We start from the raw sequence: 15,842 nt of genomic DNA on the forward strand, positions 1-15,842 counted from the left end.
CTGCATTTCACACATTCTCTCTGTATGCCGTTCTTCCTGCCGCCATCACTGCCATGGCCGTCGTATTGACACGATTGTCCGGTATGCCGGGTCGTCGGTGACGCAGATGCCGGCCTTAGCGGAAGCGGCGTGGACGATTCGCCCGCCGCCTATATACATGGACACGTGGCCGGAATAACATATCAAATCCCCTGGCTCCATGTCCTCATACGCAATCTCTTTACCGTAATTCGCCTGCTCTCCCGATGTCCTGGGGATGGATACCCCGAAATGGCGGTAGACCGACTGGGTAAACCCGGAGCAGTCCGCGCCGTTTGTCAGACTGGTGCCGCCCCAGACATAGGGGTTGCCCACAAACTGGAGGGCGTAGTCCGCCACACTCCGGCCAAATTCCGTTCCACCTGTGCTCTTAATCGGTGTGCCATCCTGATATCGTTCCGTCATGGCTCTCTGACGCTCCTGAAGCTGGCGGCTGATTTCCTGCTGCCGTCTTAGTTCCTCCTCGGCACGAAGCTTTCGAATCTGCTCCGTCTTCTCCTGAACCGCCCTGGCGTATTCCTCCGCCTTCTCTTTTGCTAAGGCCAGTTTGGCGTCAAAGTTGGTCAACTGGGTTTTCCTGGTATTGATGGTTTCCTCCAGGCTGGCTTTCTGGGCCGTGTACTCTTCCTTCATGGTCTCCATCTCGGACTTCTGCGTTTCCAGCCGTTCCTGTCTGGCTATCACATCCTGGCGGACCTCCTCGTAATCCAGAATCATATCCCTGTCGTACTCGTAGAGCTGTCTGGCGTACTCGGTCTCCCGGACCAAATCGCCGATATTTTTCGATTTCAGGAGAATGTCCAGGTAGGTGATATTGCCCTCCTCATATAAAAACTGAATCCGCTTTTTCATCACCTCGTACTGCTTCTCCTGGCGCTGTCTGGCCGCCTGATATTCTTTGTCAGTCTTTGCTATCTGTTTCTTTAACTCCGCCATGTCGTCTTCCAGAATGCTGATGTTTACCAGCAGGTCCGTCAGCTCCTGGCCCAACTCTTCCGTCTCCGAAGCCAGCTTCTCGCGGCCCTGTTCCAGATTCTCAATGGCCTTTCCCGCATTCTCATAGTCCTCTTCCGCTTTTGCTTTCTCCTCCTCCACCTCCGAAACCGTGGTCGCCAGACCCTCTGTGGGGGTAAATGCCGTCCATGCGGTGGTGATCAGGAGAACGCGCAGAAGGAACCGGGAGACTGCTTTTCTCTGCTTATTCATACGCCGTCTTTTGTATCCTTCTTCTGTTTTTCCAAAATTCTTTTTGTACTTTCTGTTTCATTTCCATATGATTTTTATATCCGTCCTTATATCCGCCCTCATATCTACGCTTAGATTTACGATTCCGGGCAGCAAAGGCCTGTGATATAAAAACTACTATGGAAATATTTTCTAATTCCAATATATAAAGCATACTATGAATCGCGGGATATCGCAACCGCATACGTGTGATTTTTTCTTTACGATTTCATTTCAAAATTACCATAAAATTGTAAGCATCCGGAAATAAATTGATAAGCAGCACATAAAAAATGCGCAAATCCGGGAATTGTTTCCCGAATCTGCGCATTACAAATCCTAAAATCTTAAAATCACAATATTTCCAGTGAACCGGACGCGATATATTTCCCGGACTTTCTGTCATACAGGAGGATATCTTCTCCCTGGATGTCCACGTTGGTCTCCTCACCGATGCGGTAGGTGACTCCGCCGAACACGACTCCGGTCAGCAGGTACTCGCCGATTCTCAATTTCACCGTGGATTCCATACCCGTAGGCATGGCGCCGTAGATGGTGGAATGAAGTTTCCCCTCTTTTCCAAGCTCCAAATACTCCGGTCTCACACCGATAACGAAGTCCTCGTCCGTAATCTCCGGCTCTTCCTCGATGCTGTAATCGCTCTCATCCACTTTTGCAATGTGGTATTTGAACCGCTCATCCTTATTGCCTTTTTCGACAGCTTTCTTATCCTTCAGAACTTCCTGTCTGGCGCTCTCCGCCTTGACTTCCTCTTTGTTTCTCTCTTCAAACCATTTCTTAAGGTCCAAATCCTTTGTAGGGTGGAATACCGCCTTCACGCCGTCCAAAATCGTCAGCTCCATGGACTTATCAGCAACCTGTTTCCCCTTGGCCTCGATAAAGTTGATGGAAGGATTGCCCACGAAGTCCGCCACAAACAGGTTGTTGGGCTTGTGGTATACCTCCAGCGGAGCGTCATACTGCTGAAGCACGCCGTTGTTTATCAGACAGATCTTGGTCGCCAGGGTCATGGCCTCCATCTGGTCATGGGTAACGTAGACGAAGGTACTTCCCGTCTCCACATGAAGTCTCTGAAGCTCATAGCGCATCTCCAGACGAAGCTTGGCGTCCAGGTTGGACAGCGGCTCATCCATGAACAGCACGGCCGGCTCCGGCGCCAGGGTTCTGGCGATAGCCACACGCTGTTGCTGCCCGCCGGACAGCTCTGCCGGATAGCGGCTCATAAACGGTCCAATCTTTACAATTCTGGCAACTCTGCGGACCGCCTGCTCCACCTCTTCCTTGTGCAGCTTCCGGTTCTCCATCAGCACTTTGCCGCCGCTTGTTATCTCAAAATTCTCATTCAGTTCCTGACCCTTGGCTTTGTAGGAATCTTTGATGGACGCCAGCTTCTTCTCAAGCTCCGCCGCCTTGCTTCTCGCGGCGCCGTCCGGGTCTGAGGATTCCTGAATCTTATACTCAAATAATGTCTTAGCCGTATAAATCGACATCATGTAGGCGTCGATAAACTTCAGATAAACCTTATCCATATCCAGTTTACCTTTTTTATCCCGGCATTCCTCCACCAGCTCCACGATCCGTTTGCCGTTTTGCAGCGCCTGAATTAAATCGTTGGTGGTCTTGGCTTCAAAATCACACTGGGCCATCTCTTCTTTGATGTTGCTCAGTCCAAAGGAGATATTCTGGTACACCGTCATGTTGGGCCACAGAGCGTAGTTCTGAAACAGGAAGCCCACTTTTCTCTTGTTGGCCGGAACATTGATTCCCGCCTCACTGTCGAATACCACCCGGTCCCCAATCTTAATCTGACCGCTGGTCGGTGTCTCCAGTCCGGCAATCATACGGAGCGTGGTCGTCTTGCCACAGCCGGAAGGTCCCAGCAGGGTGATAAATGAATTATCCTCTATCAATAAATCCAGATGGTCCACCGCATAGAATTTTCCCCATCTCTTCGTCACGTTTGTTAATTTTATTTCTGGCATATTAGTTACCTCCGATACCATCGTCCAGACTTGCTCCGGTCAGTTTATTTACCAATGTGTTAAATATCAGGATTGTCACAATCAGAATCAGGTTAATCGCACTGGAAAATGCGTACAGCCCCATCTCATCAAAGTAATCCAGCGTTGTGGAGAGGATAAAGCCCTGGGTACAAAGAAGCAGGAACAGGGACAATTCTCTCAAACAGGTCATGAACGGAAGCATATATCCGCTGATGATAGCCGACTTCTGAATCGGAATGATGATTCGGAACATTCGCTTAAACCAGGGCAAATCCTGAATAATGGCCGCTTCCTCAATTTCGTTACTGATTTGCAGCATGGAGTTTAGAGCGCTCCTGCTGGCAAACGGTATATATTTTATGGTACCTGCTATAATCAACAAGGTGTAGGTATTAAACAGGTTAATCTTCTCGTTGGAGAACAGGATGAAGAACGCCGCGCCCACCGCGATGGACGGCATCAAGTATGGCAGGAATGCCACGCCGTTGACGTAGTTGGCCCATTTACTTCTCCGGTTCTTGGATACCGCGTATCCAATCAGGGTTCCGATGGTGCCTGCAATCAGGGCACAGATAACCGCCACAAGCAGGGTTCCCCAGAAGGCGTGCCAGATGGTGGAGTTGTATAAAATTCCCTTCTGGCCGTACATTCCGTTCTCGGTGATGTTCTCGCTGGTCACCCACCATTTGGTGGTCAGGTTACTCAAATCCCTGGTGTACAGGAAGCTGTAATCTCCCGGGTTTGGTAAAAATGTCTCCAGTGCAAAGGAGATAATCGGGAAAATGCTGGTGATGAAGGTCAGGACGATTAACACCAGGCCTATCACGTATTTCCCCAGCTTGCCCAGATTAATCTTGGACAGCTGCCCGGATTTTCCGGTTACTGTGGTGTAATTCTTTCGGCTCTTCAGGCTGAACTGGTTCATGGTCAGAATCGCCACACCGAATATCATCATGATAATCGCCAGGATACTGGCCTCGCCGGTATATTTGGCATTCATGGAAATGTATTTGGTCGACAGTGTGGTGAATCCCAGGTAATGAGGTACCGGATAGCTTCCCATAGAGCTTCCGAATACCAGAAGGATGGTGGAGAGAATGGCCGGTTTTACCATCGGTAAGGTAATCCGGAACATGGTCTTCCATTTTGGCGTATCCAGAATGGTGGCCGCTTCCTCCAGGTTGGCGTCCATATTTCGGAAAATGCCGCCAATCAGGATGTAGGCAAATGGCGCATAGTGAAGACCCAGCACCACCGCACTTGGAAACAATCCCTGGCAGACCCACTTGGGCGCCATAAATCCAAACAGGGAAGCAAGCAGTCCGTTGGAGGTACCAACCACCGCGTTGCTGTTAAATAAGTTCTGCCATACAACGGCCAGCGTCCACTGGGGCATGATGTATGGGAAAATGAAAATGGAGCTTAAATATTTCTTGAACTTCAGGTTCGTTCTTGTCACTAAAAATGCAAATGTTCCGCCGTACAGGATGGATATCAGGCAGGTGAGTACTGCCAGCATCAAGGTGTTCCACAGCGGTTTCCAGAGATTTGTTCTGGCCAGGCGGCTGGTGAACAGGTCAATGTAATTGACAACTGTATAGCCTGACGCCTTCCCTGCCAGATGCGCGTCAATGGTTCCTGGATGAATCATCAGCGTATCCTTCACAATTGCCACAATGGGTGCAACTGTCGTGAAGGTAAGTACGATACCAAACAGCAGGAGAATGACATTCTGCGGTTTGGAGAAATAAGTCTTAATCTTGTTTAAGACGATGGCTTTTTTATTTGACTTGTTCGTAACTGTCCCCTCCATAACCTACTCCTTAACTTTGATAAAACGGGGTGCTGCAAACTCTGATTTGCAGCACCCCTGCTCTTGTTCCTTAATTAGCTGCGTCGCTATACTTTGTCAGCAGTTCAATCCAGCTGCCTACGGTAAAGGATACATCCGCACAGTACTGCGGGTCTTCCAGAACCAGTTCGCCGTCGCCTACCCACCAGTCGTATCCTCTGTCGTTCTTGCAGTCGAATACATTTTCACCGGCATCATTGTAGCCGCCCTTGCTGTGGTTGTAGGTCTTCTCGGTCTCTTCCATTACCTTCGGGTTGGAGGAGTAGCCGCCCATATCTTTGCCCCATGCGGAGAAGCCATCCGCTGTGTTGGTCATGTATGCGATAAATGCACATGATGTCCACGGAAGCGGGCTGTTGTTGGTCAGGAATAAGTAGTGGCAGTAGCCGTAACCACCGATACCTTTATAGCCATCCTCATAGGCAGCTACCTTAATGTTGTTTAAGGAAACGCCTGCGGATTCCTCTACGGAACGGAGTTTGGAGTATACCAACAGTCCACACTGGTCTGTTGCGGAATCGGTAACCAGGGTATTACAGATAGGACCATCGTCGGTCTGTTCATTGTAATTCTCAACCCAGAGTTTAATCCATGCCAAGGCATATGCGCCGTCCGCGCCAAGTCCTAAATCTTGAGCATCTGTTGCCATCTCATCAATGACCGGTTTGAAGTATGCCTGTTTTGTGCTGTCCAGCGCATCATATGCTTCTTTCAGCATTGCCGCATATTTGTCTTCGGTCAGCATGTATAAGAAGTTCTTTCCTACGATTTCGGAATCAATATCCATGTATAACGGGTGAACGCCCTCTGCCACGAAATCCCAGCAGTTCTTGTACTCGGCGCTTCCGGTGCTGTTGTACATGAAGACTTTGTTCAGTGTCTGTAACGGAAGGAATCCGGTGTAAGCGTCAGCGGTAGTTCCGTTGGCCTCTGCCCACTCTTTGGGAACGAAGGTCTTTAAGATACCGGTCTGAACCATCTTGGATTCAATCTGGTTGCCATCCTGAATCAGCGTCATGGCGAAGGTGCCGGATGACTTTAAGGAATCTGCGGATAACTGCTCAAAGATTTTGTTGTTCTTTGGCTGCTGCCACTCGTATTCCATGGTGTAGGATGGGTCGATGGTCTGTAAGTATTCAATAAACAATGGCAGTGCGCTCTTGCCACGGCTGGAGTTTCCTACGCCGTAGAAGGTCTTTCCGTTGGATTCCTCAATGGCCTTCTTCGCCAGTTCCTCCATGGACATGCCTTCTGCCTCTTTGATAATCTTCTCTACTTCTGAAAGGTTGGCGTCGTCAACCTTTGGAGCCTCTGTCTCCGGCTGGGCCGCGTCTGTGGCTGCCGGCTGCTCTGCCTTTGCCGCCGTTGTTCCTTCTGTTGGAGTTGTTGTAGTCTTAGACCCACACCCAGCCAGGGAAACTGCCAGCATAGTACCTGCCAATGCTAAAGATAAAATTCGTTTTTTCACGTTACGCTCCTCCTTGATATTCATGTTTAAGCCCTGAATCGGCTTATCTGATATTGAGACGCTGCAGCATCATCTGATAGTCTTATTATATCGGAGGGGGGAAGCATTTTGAACTAGACAAAACTGTTATTCCTTTGTGTATTCTGTTATTTTGCATAGTTTTTCTGTTGTTTATGGGCTTTATATGTATATTATATACATATCCAAAATCAAAAACACAAATTGAAATTATTTTAATTGCAATTTAAGTATAATTTTGATATAGTTAATTTGCTTATATTTAATATCTATATTCATTTATATCCATCGGTTGAATCAATCGGCTAAATCACAATTATCAGTTATTTTTAATTTAAGTACAGGAGTATTATATGATAAAAAAGAAGAAGAGCAGTTATCAACAGTTAAAAATTTAATTTATATGTTTCGCGGACAACAGGTTATGCTTGACAGTGATTTGGCCTCTCTTTATCAGGTTGAGACCAAACGCTTAAATGAAGCTGTCAAAAGAAACATAGCTAGATTTCCAGAAGAATTTCGGTTTCAGTTAACCGAAGAAGAATATGATTTATTGAGGTCGCAAAATGCGACCTCAATAAATCATAAAAATACAGTCAGTTCAAAAGGTGGCCGCAGGTATTTGCCCTTTGTCTTTACAGAACAGGGAATTGCAATGCTTTCGGCAATTCTTAAAAGTGATATTGCTGTTCAAGTCAGCATCAACATAATGAAAGTATTTGTGGAAATGCGCAAAATAATGGCTAACCACTCCATTCTTTTTGAACAGATAAATAGGTTGGAGTTAAAACAAATAGAATATAAAAAAGAGATTGACACTAAACTTGATAAGGTGTTTGACTACATATCAGAAAATACTGAATCCTCACAAAAGATATTTTTTGATGGTCAAATTTTTGATGCCTTCAGTCTACTGGTTAAACTGATTAACAGTGCAAATTCATCCATTATTCTAATTGACAATTATATTGATATCAATACTCTTAATATTCTTGCCAAAAAGAAAAAACATGTAAATATATGTATTTATACTTTAAAGAAAACAAAACTTACAAAAACCGATGTAGAAAATTTTAATAAACAGTATCCTGAATTAATTGTAAAATACACAGATACTTTCCATGACCGGTTTCTTATCATCGACGAAAACACAGCCTATCATATAGGTGCTTCCTTGAAAGATGCCGGTAAAAAATGTTTTGCAATAAGTTTATTGGAGGATTTCACAATCATAAACAGTATCCGAGAACATCTGAAAATTCAATCAATTGAACAAACATCCGCTTAGCTGATAATTTCAGATTACCTCACAGATACAGGGCAGGAATTAATCTTCCTGCCCTGGGTCTGTGGCGCTCCGGCCCTGGTATTCCGAGGGGGAGACTCCGGCTATTTTTTTGAAGGTGCTGGAGAAATAGGTGATATCACGGTATCCTACCATCTCCGCCACCTCATATACTTTGTAACGGCAATTGTTCAGGAGCTTCATGGCGGCGCGGACGCGGTATCTGGTGATGTAGGACATGACGGTGTAGTCGGTCTCCTTTTTAAACAGGTGGCTTAAGTGGCCCTCGCTGATGCCAAGGGACTCGGCTATGGTGCCTACACTGATATTGCTCTCGCTGTAATGACTGGATATATAGGCGATGGCCTCCATCACGTATTTGCTCTTGTCTCCCGGTTTCAAGTTCAGGGACAGGATTTTCTCTTCGTCCTGGCGGCGGTTCTCGCCCTGCTCCCGCTTTAATTTTTCCCGAATTTTGTCAACGGCGGCCTCCAGTTCCCCATCCTCGAAGGGCTTTAGCAGATAGTCGGCAGCCAGCAACCGCAGTGCATTCTGGGCATACTCGAACTCACTGTATGCGGTCAGAAAAATCACTTCAGCTTTGTTTCCCTCTTCTCTCAGAGTGCGAAGCATGCTGATGCCATCCATTTTCGGCATCCGGATATCCGAGATAATGATATCCGGGTTGTATTTGTGAACCGCCTCGATTCCCTCCAGGCCGTTCTCCGCCTCCGCCACCACGGCGCAGTCCAGAGACGTCCAGTCCGTCTCCAGCACAATTCCATTTCTCACAAATGTTTCATCGTCCACTACAAGTACCTTTAACATCTCATTCCTCCCCATGCTCCGCAGGTATCACGATGGTCACCTTCGTGCCGCCACTCTCCGGCGTTTCCACCTGCACTCCGTACTCATCCCCATAATGCAGACGGATAATCGTATCCACGTTGTAAAATCCCAGATGTCCCGCCAGCTGCTCCCTGTCCCTGCTGTTTAAATGTTCCATCACTTCCCGGCTGATGCCGCAGCCGTCATCCTGCACCTCGATGTGCAGTTTCCCGTCCTTCTCCATGGCCTTGACGTAGATATGTCCCTCGTCGCAGTCGGCCAGCCCATGGATCACCGCATTTTCCACGATGGGCTGCACAATTAGTTTGGGTATCCGGCACTGTTTTATCTCCTCAGGCAGTTCATATTCGAAACAGAATTTGCCGTGGAATCTAATTTTTTGTATCTCCGCATAGCTCTCCACCAGCTCCATCTCTTCCTTCAGTGTGATAAACTGGACCTGGGAAATGCTTGTCCGCAGAATCTTTGCCAGCTTGGAGGCCAGCGTCGCTATCTCCGGAATGTGGTTAGCCTTAGCTACCCACTTCATGGTGTCCAATGTATTGTACAAAAAATGGGGGTTTAGCTGGGCCTGCATCATGGCCACCTGAATCTCATTGATCTGCTTCTGCTGGCTCACCTGCTTCTCCATGTAATCCTTCAGCTCGCTGGTCATGGTATTAAAGCTGTCTGACAGCTGACCGAATTCGTCAGCCCGGTCCACCTCGATTCTGGTATCCAGGTTTCCTCCCTGCACCTCGTACATGGCCAGATTTAACGACTTTACCGGCCGGGTCAGACTGTTGCTCATCCGGTTGGCTACCATAGCGCAGAGCGCCATACTGACGGCCGCCATAATGATGATCACGCTGTACATGGCCCTTGTGGTGTCCTCCGTAAATACATCCGGGCGAAGCACGATACTGTAAAGGCCGGTGTCCCCTAACGGAGAGATGTACAGGCTGTTGCTGTTCCAGGAGCCTGGAATTCCCTCACCGGAGATTAGGCGGCCTCTCAGGATATCCCCTATATTTTCCTGGGCCGCAATGCCCGTATGGTACACAGTCTCCCAAAATCCGTCCACAATACAGATGCCATCCTGGCTGCTGTATGTTCCGCGGAGGGCTTCCTCGAAATTTTCCTCCCTCATGCTGACCACCACAAATCCGGCGCAGCCGTCCTCATTGTCCTTTATCATCCGCACGGCTCTCAGCAGAATGTCCGAATCGCCCAGATGCTCCTTCTCCCGCCGGATAATCATCTCTTCCGGGTGGGCGGAGGCGACCTTCAAAATCCCCCAGTAGGCCGGCAGCTGGGTGTGAAGCATCCCGGTTCCCGTGGAATACTGGCAGACTCCGTCCTTCGAGTAGACGTCAAACTGCGCCTGGTCGCGGAGCCCCGCCGTTTTTTCATAGAGAGCGGAGTAGACCACATTCCGGTTCCAGCCTCCGGGCGTGCTCATGTCCGTGAGAATTTTCTCGTCCTGGCAAAGCTCCTGGGTTACCGTGTCAAAGCTCTGAAACAGTCCTGTCAGCATGTGCTCAATGGTGGCCGCCTGTTCCACATCTTTTTTTCGGTAGTCGCTGGCCAGCTTTATTTTAAACATCTGAATCAGAAATGCACTGCTGAGCACGAACGGCACCAAAGCCACCACAAGAAAGCTGAAAAGCAGTTCCCGTTTAAAGGACTTCTTGATAAACTTCTTCATATCTGTCCCCTCCCTACTTCATCAGCTCCGACCACATTTCCAGAATTCTCTCCTGGTGACTGCTGGCCCACACCAAATCAAAGTCCATGATTTTTATCTCATCGTCCGCCGCCCCCTGGCTCAAATCGGTGCGCACTGTTCTTCGAAGGAACTGGTCCACGGCCAGCTTCTGGACATCGTCACTCACGGTAAAGTCGATAAATAGCTTGGCGTTATCCACATGGCGGGCGCCTTTGACCAGCGCACAGCCATCCGGCACCGCGCTGGTGCCCTCGGACGGGTAAATGATGGAGATATCCTCGCCCATCGCCATCCGTTTTCTGGCTGCCTCCTCCAGGGTAATGCCGACCAGCCGGGTGCCGCTGGCCACCTCGCTGACCACTTCACCGGAACCGGCGGAGACATTTCCGTCCAGGGCCTCTGTGAAGGCGGTCATGACGGCCTCTTCGTCCATGCCAAGAACCTGAATCATGGTAGCCAGGGCCGTATAACTGGTGCCAGATTTTCCAGGGTCCGCAAATGCAATTTTGCCCTTCCAGCGCTCGTCCAGAAGCGCTCGCCAGCTTGACGGGGCGTCCGAGCGGTCCACCAGCTTGTTGTTATAGATGAAGACGATGGGAAGTTCCGTGAATACGGTCCAGCTGTCGTCCGGTGACAGGAAGGTGTCGTCCAGCAAGTCGCTCTGACTGCACCGGTATGGCTGGAAATATTCTTTGTAGGCGTCGTAGCTCTCCACACCTCCGCCGAACATGACGTCGCAGCTGTCTTTTCCATTTTCCTTGCTGACCGCGTCCAGAAGCTCTGTGGTGCCGCCGGCCCGCACCTGTACCCAGATGCCGGTGCGCTCCTCGAATTCCTTTACAATGGGACCGTATACCTCTTCCTTGTGGGATGTGTATACAATCAGTTTTTTGTCCTCCGGCACTTTGCTGGTCTCGTAGGACGTGGCGGCCGGCGCGGCACATCCGCTGAGCAGGATGGTCGAAGCTGCAAGCGCTCCTGCGAGATATTGCTTTATTCTCATATTTCCATGACGAATTCTCATCGTTGTCACCCCCGTTTTGGCTGAGTGCTGTCTTAAAATTATTACTATGAGTATATCATGATTTTGCCGGTTTGACGATGGCATGTTGTGACCCTGGGCGTAATAAAAAACAGATACACGGTTCCCTGGTAATTTTCGGGTATCTGTGTATCTGTTTTTTATGATTTGCGATGTGTTTCCTCTTGTCTATCCCACACTTAAGAATCTTTTCCCATCTGGTATGCCTGAACCATGGCCGGGGTGTCCAGAATCTCGCCTTTATTCCAGGCACCTACGCCGTAGATAATGCCTTTCTCCACGGCTCCATCCAGGCAGTCCATGGTGAAGCCCCGCAGGCTTTCCACAGTTTTCTGCATATGCTCGATTTCCTCGTCGGCCGCTGTCATGATGTAGTATATTTCTTTATTCCTCATCTCCGTGTAGCGGGGGACGGTGCGGTCGATGAGTGTCTTCAGCTGGGCATCCATGGTGTAGAAGTAGACGGGAGTCGCCAGCACGATGACGTCCGCCTCCACCATGCTCTCCAAAATCTGTTCCATGTCATCGCTCTGTACGCATTTGGCGGTAGAGTTGCACACTCCGCAGCCGATACAGTAATGAATGTTTTTGTCACGCAGAAACACTTTTTCCGTTTTGTGGCCCGCCTCTGACGCTCCGCGGATAAATTCGTCGCACAGCAGGTCGGAATTGCCGCCTTTTCGGGGGCTGGAAGAGATTATCAATATTTTTTTGCTCATATTCGTTTCTCCATTTTCTTATGTATGATGACCAGTTTCTTCTATATATAAGTATCTTTTGGTTATTTGTCTGTGATGGATACTAGATATGGTAGGGCTGGTGGTTTATATGGTTTATACGGCCGCGGGCGGGAGAGCGCCTACAATCCGGTGGGGGATGTAGAGTTCTTCCAGGTACGTGATGTCTTCTTTTGTGAGAGAAATGTCAAGGGCTCCCACTGCATCATCAAAATATTTTGCCTTCGTGGCACCGATGATTGGCGCTGCCACACCTTTTGCGAACTGCCAGGCCAAGGCGGTCTGGGTCATGGTGATGCCATATTTCTGGGCAATCTCATGGACGCGCAGCACAATGCCGTAATCGGATTCCTGGGTGCTGTCGTATTTGGAAATGGCGGTTTTGTCGGTCTGGCTGCGGAGCGTATCCGTCTTCCACTCCAGGCGGGCCAGACGGCCAGCCGCCAGCGGGCTATATGGTGTCAGGGAAACCTGTTGCTGCCGGCAGATTGGAATCAGCTCGCGCTCATCTTCCCGATACAGGAGATTGTAGTGGTTCTGCATGGTGGAAAATGGAGTCCAGCCATTTTTCTCCGCAGCCAGCTGCATGTTGTGGAACTGATAGCCGTACATGGCCGACGCTCCCAGGGCCCGGACCTTCCCTGCCTTCACAAGACTGTCCAGAGCTTCCATGGTTTCCTCTATGGGCGTGCCGTAATCGAAGCGGTGGATAATGTAAAGGTCCACGTAATCCGTGCCAAGCCGCTTTAGGGAGCCATCGATTTCCCTTATGATTGCTTCTCTGGAAAGGTGGCCCTCATTAAAATAAACTTTTGTTGCAAGAACGACTTTGTCACGGGTGGTGTTGTTTTTAATAGCACGTCCCAGATATTCTTCACTGGTTCCAGCGGAATAGGTATTGGCCGTGTCAAAGAAATTGATGCCCAAATCCAGCGCCCGCTTTATCAGGTTCTCGCTCTCCTCCGGGTTCAGGGTCCACGCATGCATCTGGCTGGCCGGGTCACCGAAGCTCATACATCCCACACATAATTTTGATACCTGAATGCCAGTGTTTCCCAAGGTTGTATATTTCATTGAATCCTCCTGTTATCGTTACCGTCGTCTGTTCACAGTTACTTTCCTATCTTATTACATTTTCTTTGTCGGGCAATTGTCCTCGTCCCAGGACAACACTCCGGTCCGGACCGCCACTTCGTAGCGTTCAATCTTGTAATTCAGCCGGTTTATCGTCTCATCAATCTGGCGCCTCTGCTCCAGCAGCGCTTCCCGCTGTTCACTGAGCAACTGCAGTCTTGCCGGAATTGTCTCATCTCCTTCGCTGTAAAGTTTCACGTACTCAATCATCACTTCCACCGGAAGCCCGGCGCTTCTCATACAGATGGCCAGCTGCACCCACCGCAGATCCTCCTCCTGATAATCCCGAATCCCCCCGGAAGTACGAGTAACCGAAGGAATCATCCCCACCCGCTCATAATACCGCAGAGTGTCCTGTGAGATATTGTATTCTTTACTGACTTCCTTTATCGTCATATGCCTGCTCACCTCCTTGTGACTGTTGTATATAGAATAACACTTGGAGTTGGCTCCAAGTCAAGAGGTTTTTTTGTAGCTTGTAGCTTTTTTGTAGCTTGTAGCTTTTTTATATATTTTTTTATGTGTTTAAGCACAGGCAACAGCAAGTTGCTTGAGTGCTACGGCTTTCCGTATTAAAATAGAAAAAAGGAGGGCTGTCAAATGGAAACGAAGGATATGATTTTAAATCTGCGTAAAGACTTGGGGTTGTCGCAGGATGAGTTTGCTGAGAAGCTGTTTGTCACAAGACAGGCCGTGTCCCGGTGGGAAAATGGGGAGACGATTCCCAATATAGATACACTCAAATTGATTGCCGAAACGTTCCATGTGTCGGTAGACCATTTATTGGGTCGGCCGGCGGGGCTTTGCCAGAGTTGTGGCATGACATTGGAAAAGGATAGTGATAAGGGAACGGAGCTGGATGGAAGCAAGTCGGAGGAATACTGTACCTTCTGCTTCCAGCATGGGAAATTCACCGAAGACATTTCCATGGAGGAACTGATTGAACATAACTTGCAACATCTGGATGAATGGAATGAGTCCGCCGGACTGCACCTAACCGAACAGGAAGCCCGGATGCAGCTGATGGAATTTCTTCCAACCTTGAAGCGGTGGAAAACAAATAGTAAATAAATTGACACTGCCAGATAAAAATAAATTGGTTAAAATCAAGAATTCATCGGATTGAAACTCCAAAATCTCTCGGGGTGAAAACCTAAAATCTCTCGGGTTAATACTTAACAGACAACCAAAAATGCGGGGAACTGGAAATCCAATTCCCCGCATTGTCGTTGTCTGTTAGCCTTCAATTGAAATATATTTGCTTTCTTCCACTGCCGGAACTGCTTCCTTCTTCGGTACAAACAGTTTCAGAATGCCATGTTTAAACTCTGCCTTAATATCCTCCTGCGTTACATGTTCTCCTACATAGAAACTTCTCTCGCAGGTGCCGGCATAACGCTCTCTGCGGATATAATGTCCGTTGTCGTTGTCCTTCTCTTCTTTCTCCAGACCCTTGGTGGCGCTGATGGTCAGATAGCCGTTCTGGATGGACGCCTGAATGTCCTCTTTCTTGAAGCCTGGGAGGTCAATCTCCATCTCGTAGCCCTGGTCCATCTCCTTAATATCGGTCTTCATCAGGTTCTGGGCACGTCTGCCATACAGCTTCTTCTCCAGTCTGCGCTCCTCTTTGTCATCATAGAACGGGAAGTCATTAAAAAACTCATCAAACAAATTCTCTCCAAAAATACTAGGCATCAACATACTTCATCTCTCCTTTTCTAAATCACTATGTTTGTTTACCTGTTTCCTGGAACCGGGATGTTTCAAGGGATTCATAGAGCTTCTTGCCACTCTCTTTTTATTCCTCTTCCTTTGTTCTGATTACGTTATACCACCTTTTGTTAGCACTGTCAAGAGACGAGTGCTAATTTTCACAATTTCTTCATACTTCCAGAATTTTCAGACATCTCTTCTTCAATCCCTCTTCATCTGCCCCATATAAAACGACTTATTGTCCACCGCTCTCATCGTTGCCAGGATTCCGTCCAGATGGTCATACTCGTGCTGAAGAAGCTCCGATAAATCCCCTTCCAGATGCATTTGCCGCGGCTGCATCTTCTCATCCAGATAGTGAATATCCGCCCGCTGATACCGTCTCACCATAACCATCAATCCGGGAAAGGACATGCAGTCATCCATCAGCGTATACGTCTCCTCATCCGGAAATGTCAGCACCGGGTTCACGAACACATAAGGTTTATCCGTATACATATACAACAGCCGTTTCGCAACCCCAATCTGAGGCGCCGCCACCGCCCGGCCGGCCCCATAAGTCTTTCGATAATCCATCAACGTATCATGCAAATCCGCCACCCATTCCGGCAGAAGTTCCATATCCGCTTTTGTGATTTCCTCACTCACCTCATAAAGTTTCGGGTTGCCTAGCTTTAAAATTTCTCTGATCATGCCTCAAATGTTCTCCGTTTCTACTGTCTCCTCATCATTACCCAGTAACTTTTTAT

General features: G+C 48.5%; 14 protein-coding genes. 2 read left to right on the forward strand and 12 right to left on the reverse strand.

The window, feature by feature from the left end:
* Positions 1 to 45 precede the first annotated feature (45 nt).
* The 4 genes from HMPREF9473_RS23250 to HMPREF9473_RS23270 all read right to left on the reverse strand — a co-directional run bounded on the left by HMPREF9473_RS23250 (position 46) and on the right by HMPREF9473_RS23270 (position 6,631).
* The gene (locus tag HMPREF9473_RS23250; protein ID WP_006782677.1) at positions 46 to 1,245 is read right to left on the reverse strand and encodes a C40 family peptidase; all 1,200 of its coding nucleotides are present in this window, start codon (positions 1,243 to 1,245) and stop codon (positions 46 to 48) included.
* A 371-nt stretch (positions 1,246 to 1,616) separates the two neighbouring features.
* Complete coding sequence (locus HMPREF9473_RS23260; RefSeq protein WP_006782679.1) at positions 1,617 to 3,266, reverse strand: ABC transporter ATP-binding protein; 1,650 nt, start codon at positions 3,264 to 3,266, stop codon at positions 1,617 to 1,619.
* A gap of 1 nt (position 3,267) precedes the next feature.
* Positions 3,268 to 5,100 (reverse strand): ABC transporter permease, encoded by a 1,833-nt coding sequence (locus tag HMPREF9473_RS23265; protein ID WP_006782680.1) that lies wholly within the window; start codon positions 5,098 to 5,100, stop codon positions 3,268 to 3,270.
* A 70-nt stretch (positions 5,101 to 5,170) separates the two neighbouring features.
* Positions 5,171 to 6,631 carry a hypothetical protein gene (locus tag HMPREF9473_RS23270; RefSeq protein ID WP_006782681.1) on the reverse strand — a complete coding sequence of 487 codons (1,461 nt, stop codon included), beginning with the start codon at positions 6,629 to 6,631 and terminating at the stop codon, positions 5,171 to 5,173.
* A gap of 286 nt (positions 6,632 to 6,917) precedes the next feature.
* On the opposite strand from HMPREF9473_RS23270, the gene HMPREF9473_RS23275 reads away from it, so the two are divergent.
* Complete coding sequence (locus HMPREF9473_RS23275) at positions 6,918 to 7,913, forward strand: ORF6N domain-containing protein (protein WP_034859982.1); 996 nt, start codon at positions 6,918 to 6,920, stop codon at positions 7,911 to 7,913.
* A 39-nt stretch (positions 7,914 to 7,952) separates the two neighbouring features.
* On the opposite strand, the gene HMPREF9473_RS23280 is transcribed toward HMPREF9473_RS23275, so the two are convergent.
* The 6 genes from HMPREF9473_RS23280 to HMPREF9473_RS23305 form a co-directional block, all read right to left on the reverse strand.
* Complete coding sequence (locus HMPREF9473_RS23280; protein ID WP_006782683.1) at positions 7,953 to 8,738, reverse strand: response regulator transcription factor; 786 nt, start codon at positions 8,736 to 8,738, stop codon at positions 7,953 to 7,955.
* A 1-nt stretch (position 8,739) separates the two neighbouring features.
* Positions 8,740 to 10,446, reverse strand: coding sequence for a sensor histidine kinase (locus HMPREF9473_RS23285; RefSeq protein ID WP_006782684.1), 1,707 nt, complete (start codon positions 10,444 to 10,446; stop codon positions 8,740 to 8,742).
* A 13-nt stretch (positions 10,447 to 10,459) separates the two neighbouring features.
* Positions 10,460 to 11,470, reverse strand: a complete 1,011-nt coding sequence (locus HMPREF9473_RS23290; protein ID WP_242830885.1) for an ABC transporter substrate-binding protein — start codon at positions 11,468 to 11,470, stop codon at positions 10,460 to 10,462.
* 218 nt (positions 11,471 to 11,688) lie between these two features.
* Positions 11,689 to 12,228, reverse strand: a complete 540-nt coding sequence (locus tag HMPREF9473_RS23295) for a flavodoxin family protein (protein ID WP_006782686.1) — start codon at positions 12,226 to 12,228, stop codon at positions 11,689 to 11,691.
* A 114-nt stretch (positions 12,229 to 12,342) separates the two neighbouring features.
* Positions 12,343 to 13,320, reverse strand: a complete 978-nt coding sequence (locus HMPREF9473_RS23300; RefSeq protein WP_006782687.1) for an aldo/keto reductase — start codon at positions 13,318 to 13,320, stop codon at positions 12,343 to 12,345.
* A gap of 54 nt (positions 13,321 to 13,374) precedes the next feature.
* Positions 13,375 to 13,776 (reverse strand): MerR family transcriptional regulator, encoded by a 402-nt coding sequence (locus HMPREF9473_RS23305; protein WP_006782688.1) that lies wholly within the window; start codon positions 13,774 to 13,776, stop codon positions 13,375 to 13,377.
* A 204-nt stretch (positions 13,777 to 13,980) separates the two neighbouring features.
* Here HMPREF9473_RS23305 and HMPREF9473_RS23310 point away from each other — a divergent pair, with 204 nt between their 5' ends.
* Complete coding sequence (locus HMPREF9473_RS23310; protein ID WP_006782689.1) at positions 13,981 to 14,451, forward strand: zinc ribbon domain-containing protein; 471 nt, start codon at positions 13,981 to 13,983, stop codon at positions 14,449 to 14,451.
* 165 nt (positions 14,452 to 14,616) lie between these two features.
* Here the strand turns inward: HMPREF9473_RS23310 and HMPREF9473_RS23315 are convergent, their stop codons facing one another.
* Together HMPREF9473_RS23315 and HMPREF9473_RS23320 are read right to left on the reverse strand one after the other, a co-directional pair.
* Positions 14,617 to 15,081 (reverse strand): Hsp20/alpha crystallin family protein, encoded by a 465-nt coding sequence (locus HMPREF9473_RS23315; protein WP_006782690.1) that lies wholly within the window; start codon positions 15,079 to 15,081, stop codon positions 14,617 to 14,619.
* Positions 15,082 to 15,294: 213 nt separating this feature from the next.
* Positions 15,295 to 15,786 (reverse strand): peptide deformylase, encoded by a 492-nt coding sequence (locus tag HMPREF9473_RS23320; protein WP_006782691.1) that lies wholly within the window; start codon positions 15,784 to 15,786, stop codon positions 15,295 to 15,297.
* Positions 15,787 to 15,842: the final 56 nt, after the last annotated feature.

The sequence above is a fragment of the Hungatella hathewayi WAL-18680 genome (assembly GCF_000235505.1).
GTDB lineage: Bacteria > Bacillota > Clostridia > Lachnospirales > Lachnospiraceae > Hungatella_A > Hungatella_A hathewayi_A.

Bases quoted from the DNA above. Each gene is read 5' to 3' on its own strand.
- HMPREF9473_RS23250 (WP_006782677.1), bottom strand. From the start codon at position 1,245: ATGAATAAGCAGAGAAAAGCAGTCTCCCGGTTCCTTCTGCGCGTTCTC.
- HMPREF9473_RS23260 (WP_006782679.1), bottom strand. From the start codon at position 3,266: ATGCCAGAAATAAAATTAACAAACGTGACGAAGAGATGGGGAAAATTC.
- HMPREF9473_RS23265 (WP_006782680.1), bottom strand. From the start codon at position 5,100: ATGGAGGGGACAGTTACGAACAAGTCAAATAAAAAAGCCATCGTCTTA.
- HMPREF9473_RS23270 (WP_006782681.1), bottom strand. From the start codon at position 6,631: ATGAATATCAAGGAGGAGCGTAACGTGAAAAAACGAATTTTATCTTTA.
- HMPREF9473_RS23280 (WP_006782683.1), bottom strand. From the start codon at position 8,738: ATGTTAAAGGTACTTGTAGTGGACGATGAAACATTTGTGAGAAATGGA.
- HMPREF9473_RS23285 (WP_006782684.1), bottom strand. From the start codon at position 10,446: ATGAAGAAGTTTATCAAGAAGTCCTTTAAACGGGAACTGCTTTTCAGC.
- HMPREF9473_RS23290 (WP_242830885.1), bottom strand. From the start codon at position 11,470: ATGAGAATAAAGCAATATCTCGCAGGAGCGCTTGCAGCTTCGACCATC.
- HMPREF9473_RS23295 (WP_006782686.1), bottom strand. From the start codon at position 12,228: ATGAGCAAAAAAATATTGATAATCTCTTCCAGCCCCCGAAAAGGCGGC.
- HMPREF9473_RS23300 (WP_006782687.1), bottom strand. From the start codon at position 13,320: ATGAAATATACAACCTTGGGAAACACTGGCATTCAGGTATCAAAATTA.
- HMPREF9473_RS23305 (WP_006782688.1), bottom strand. From the start codon at position 13,776: ATGACGATAAAGGAAGTCAGTAAAGAATACAATATCTCACAGGACACT.
- HMPREF9473_RS23310 (WP_006782689.1), top strand. From the start codon at position 13,981: ATGGAAACGAAGGATATGATTTTAAATCTGCGTAAAGACTTGGGGTTG.
- HMPREF9473_RS23315 (WP_006782690.1), bottom strand. From the start codon at position 15,081: ATGTTGATGCCTAGTATTTTTGGAGAGAATTTGTTTGATGAGTTTTTT.
- HMPREF9473_RS23320 (WP_006782691.1), bottom strand. From the start codon at position 15,786: ATGATCAGAGAAATTTTAAAGCTAGGCAACCCGAAACTTTATGAGGTG.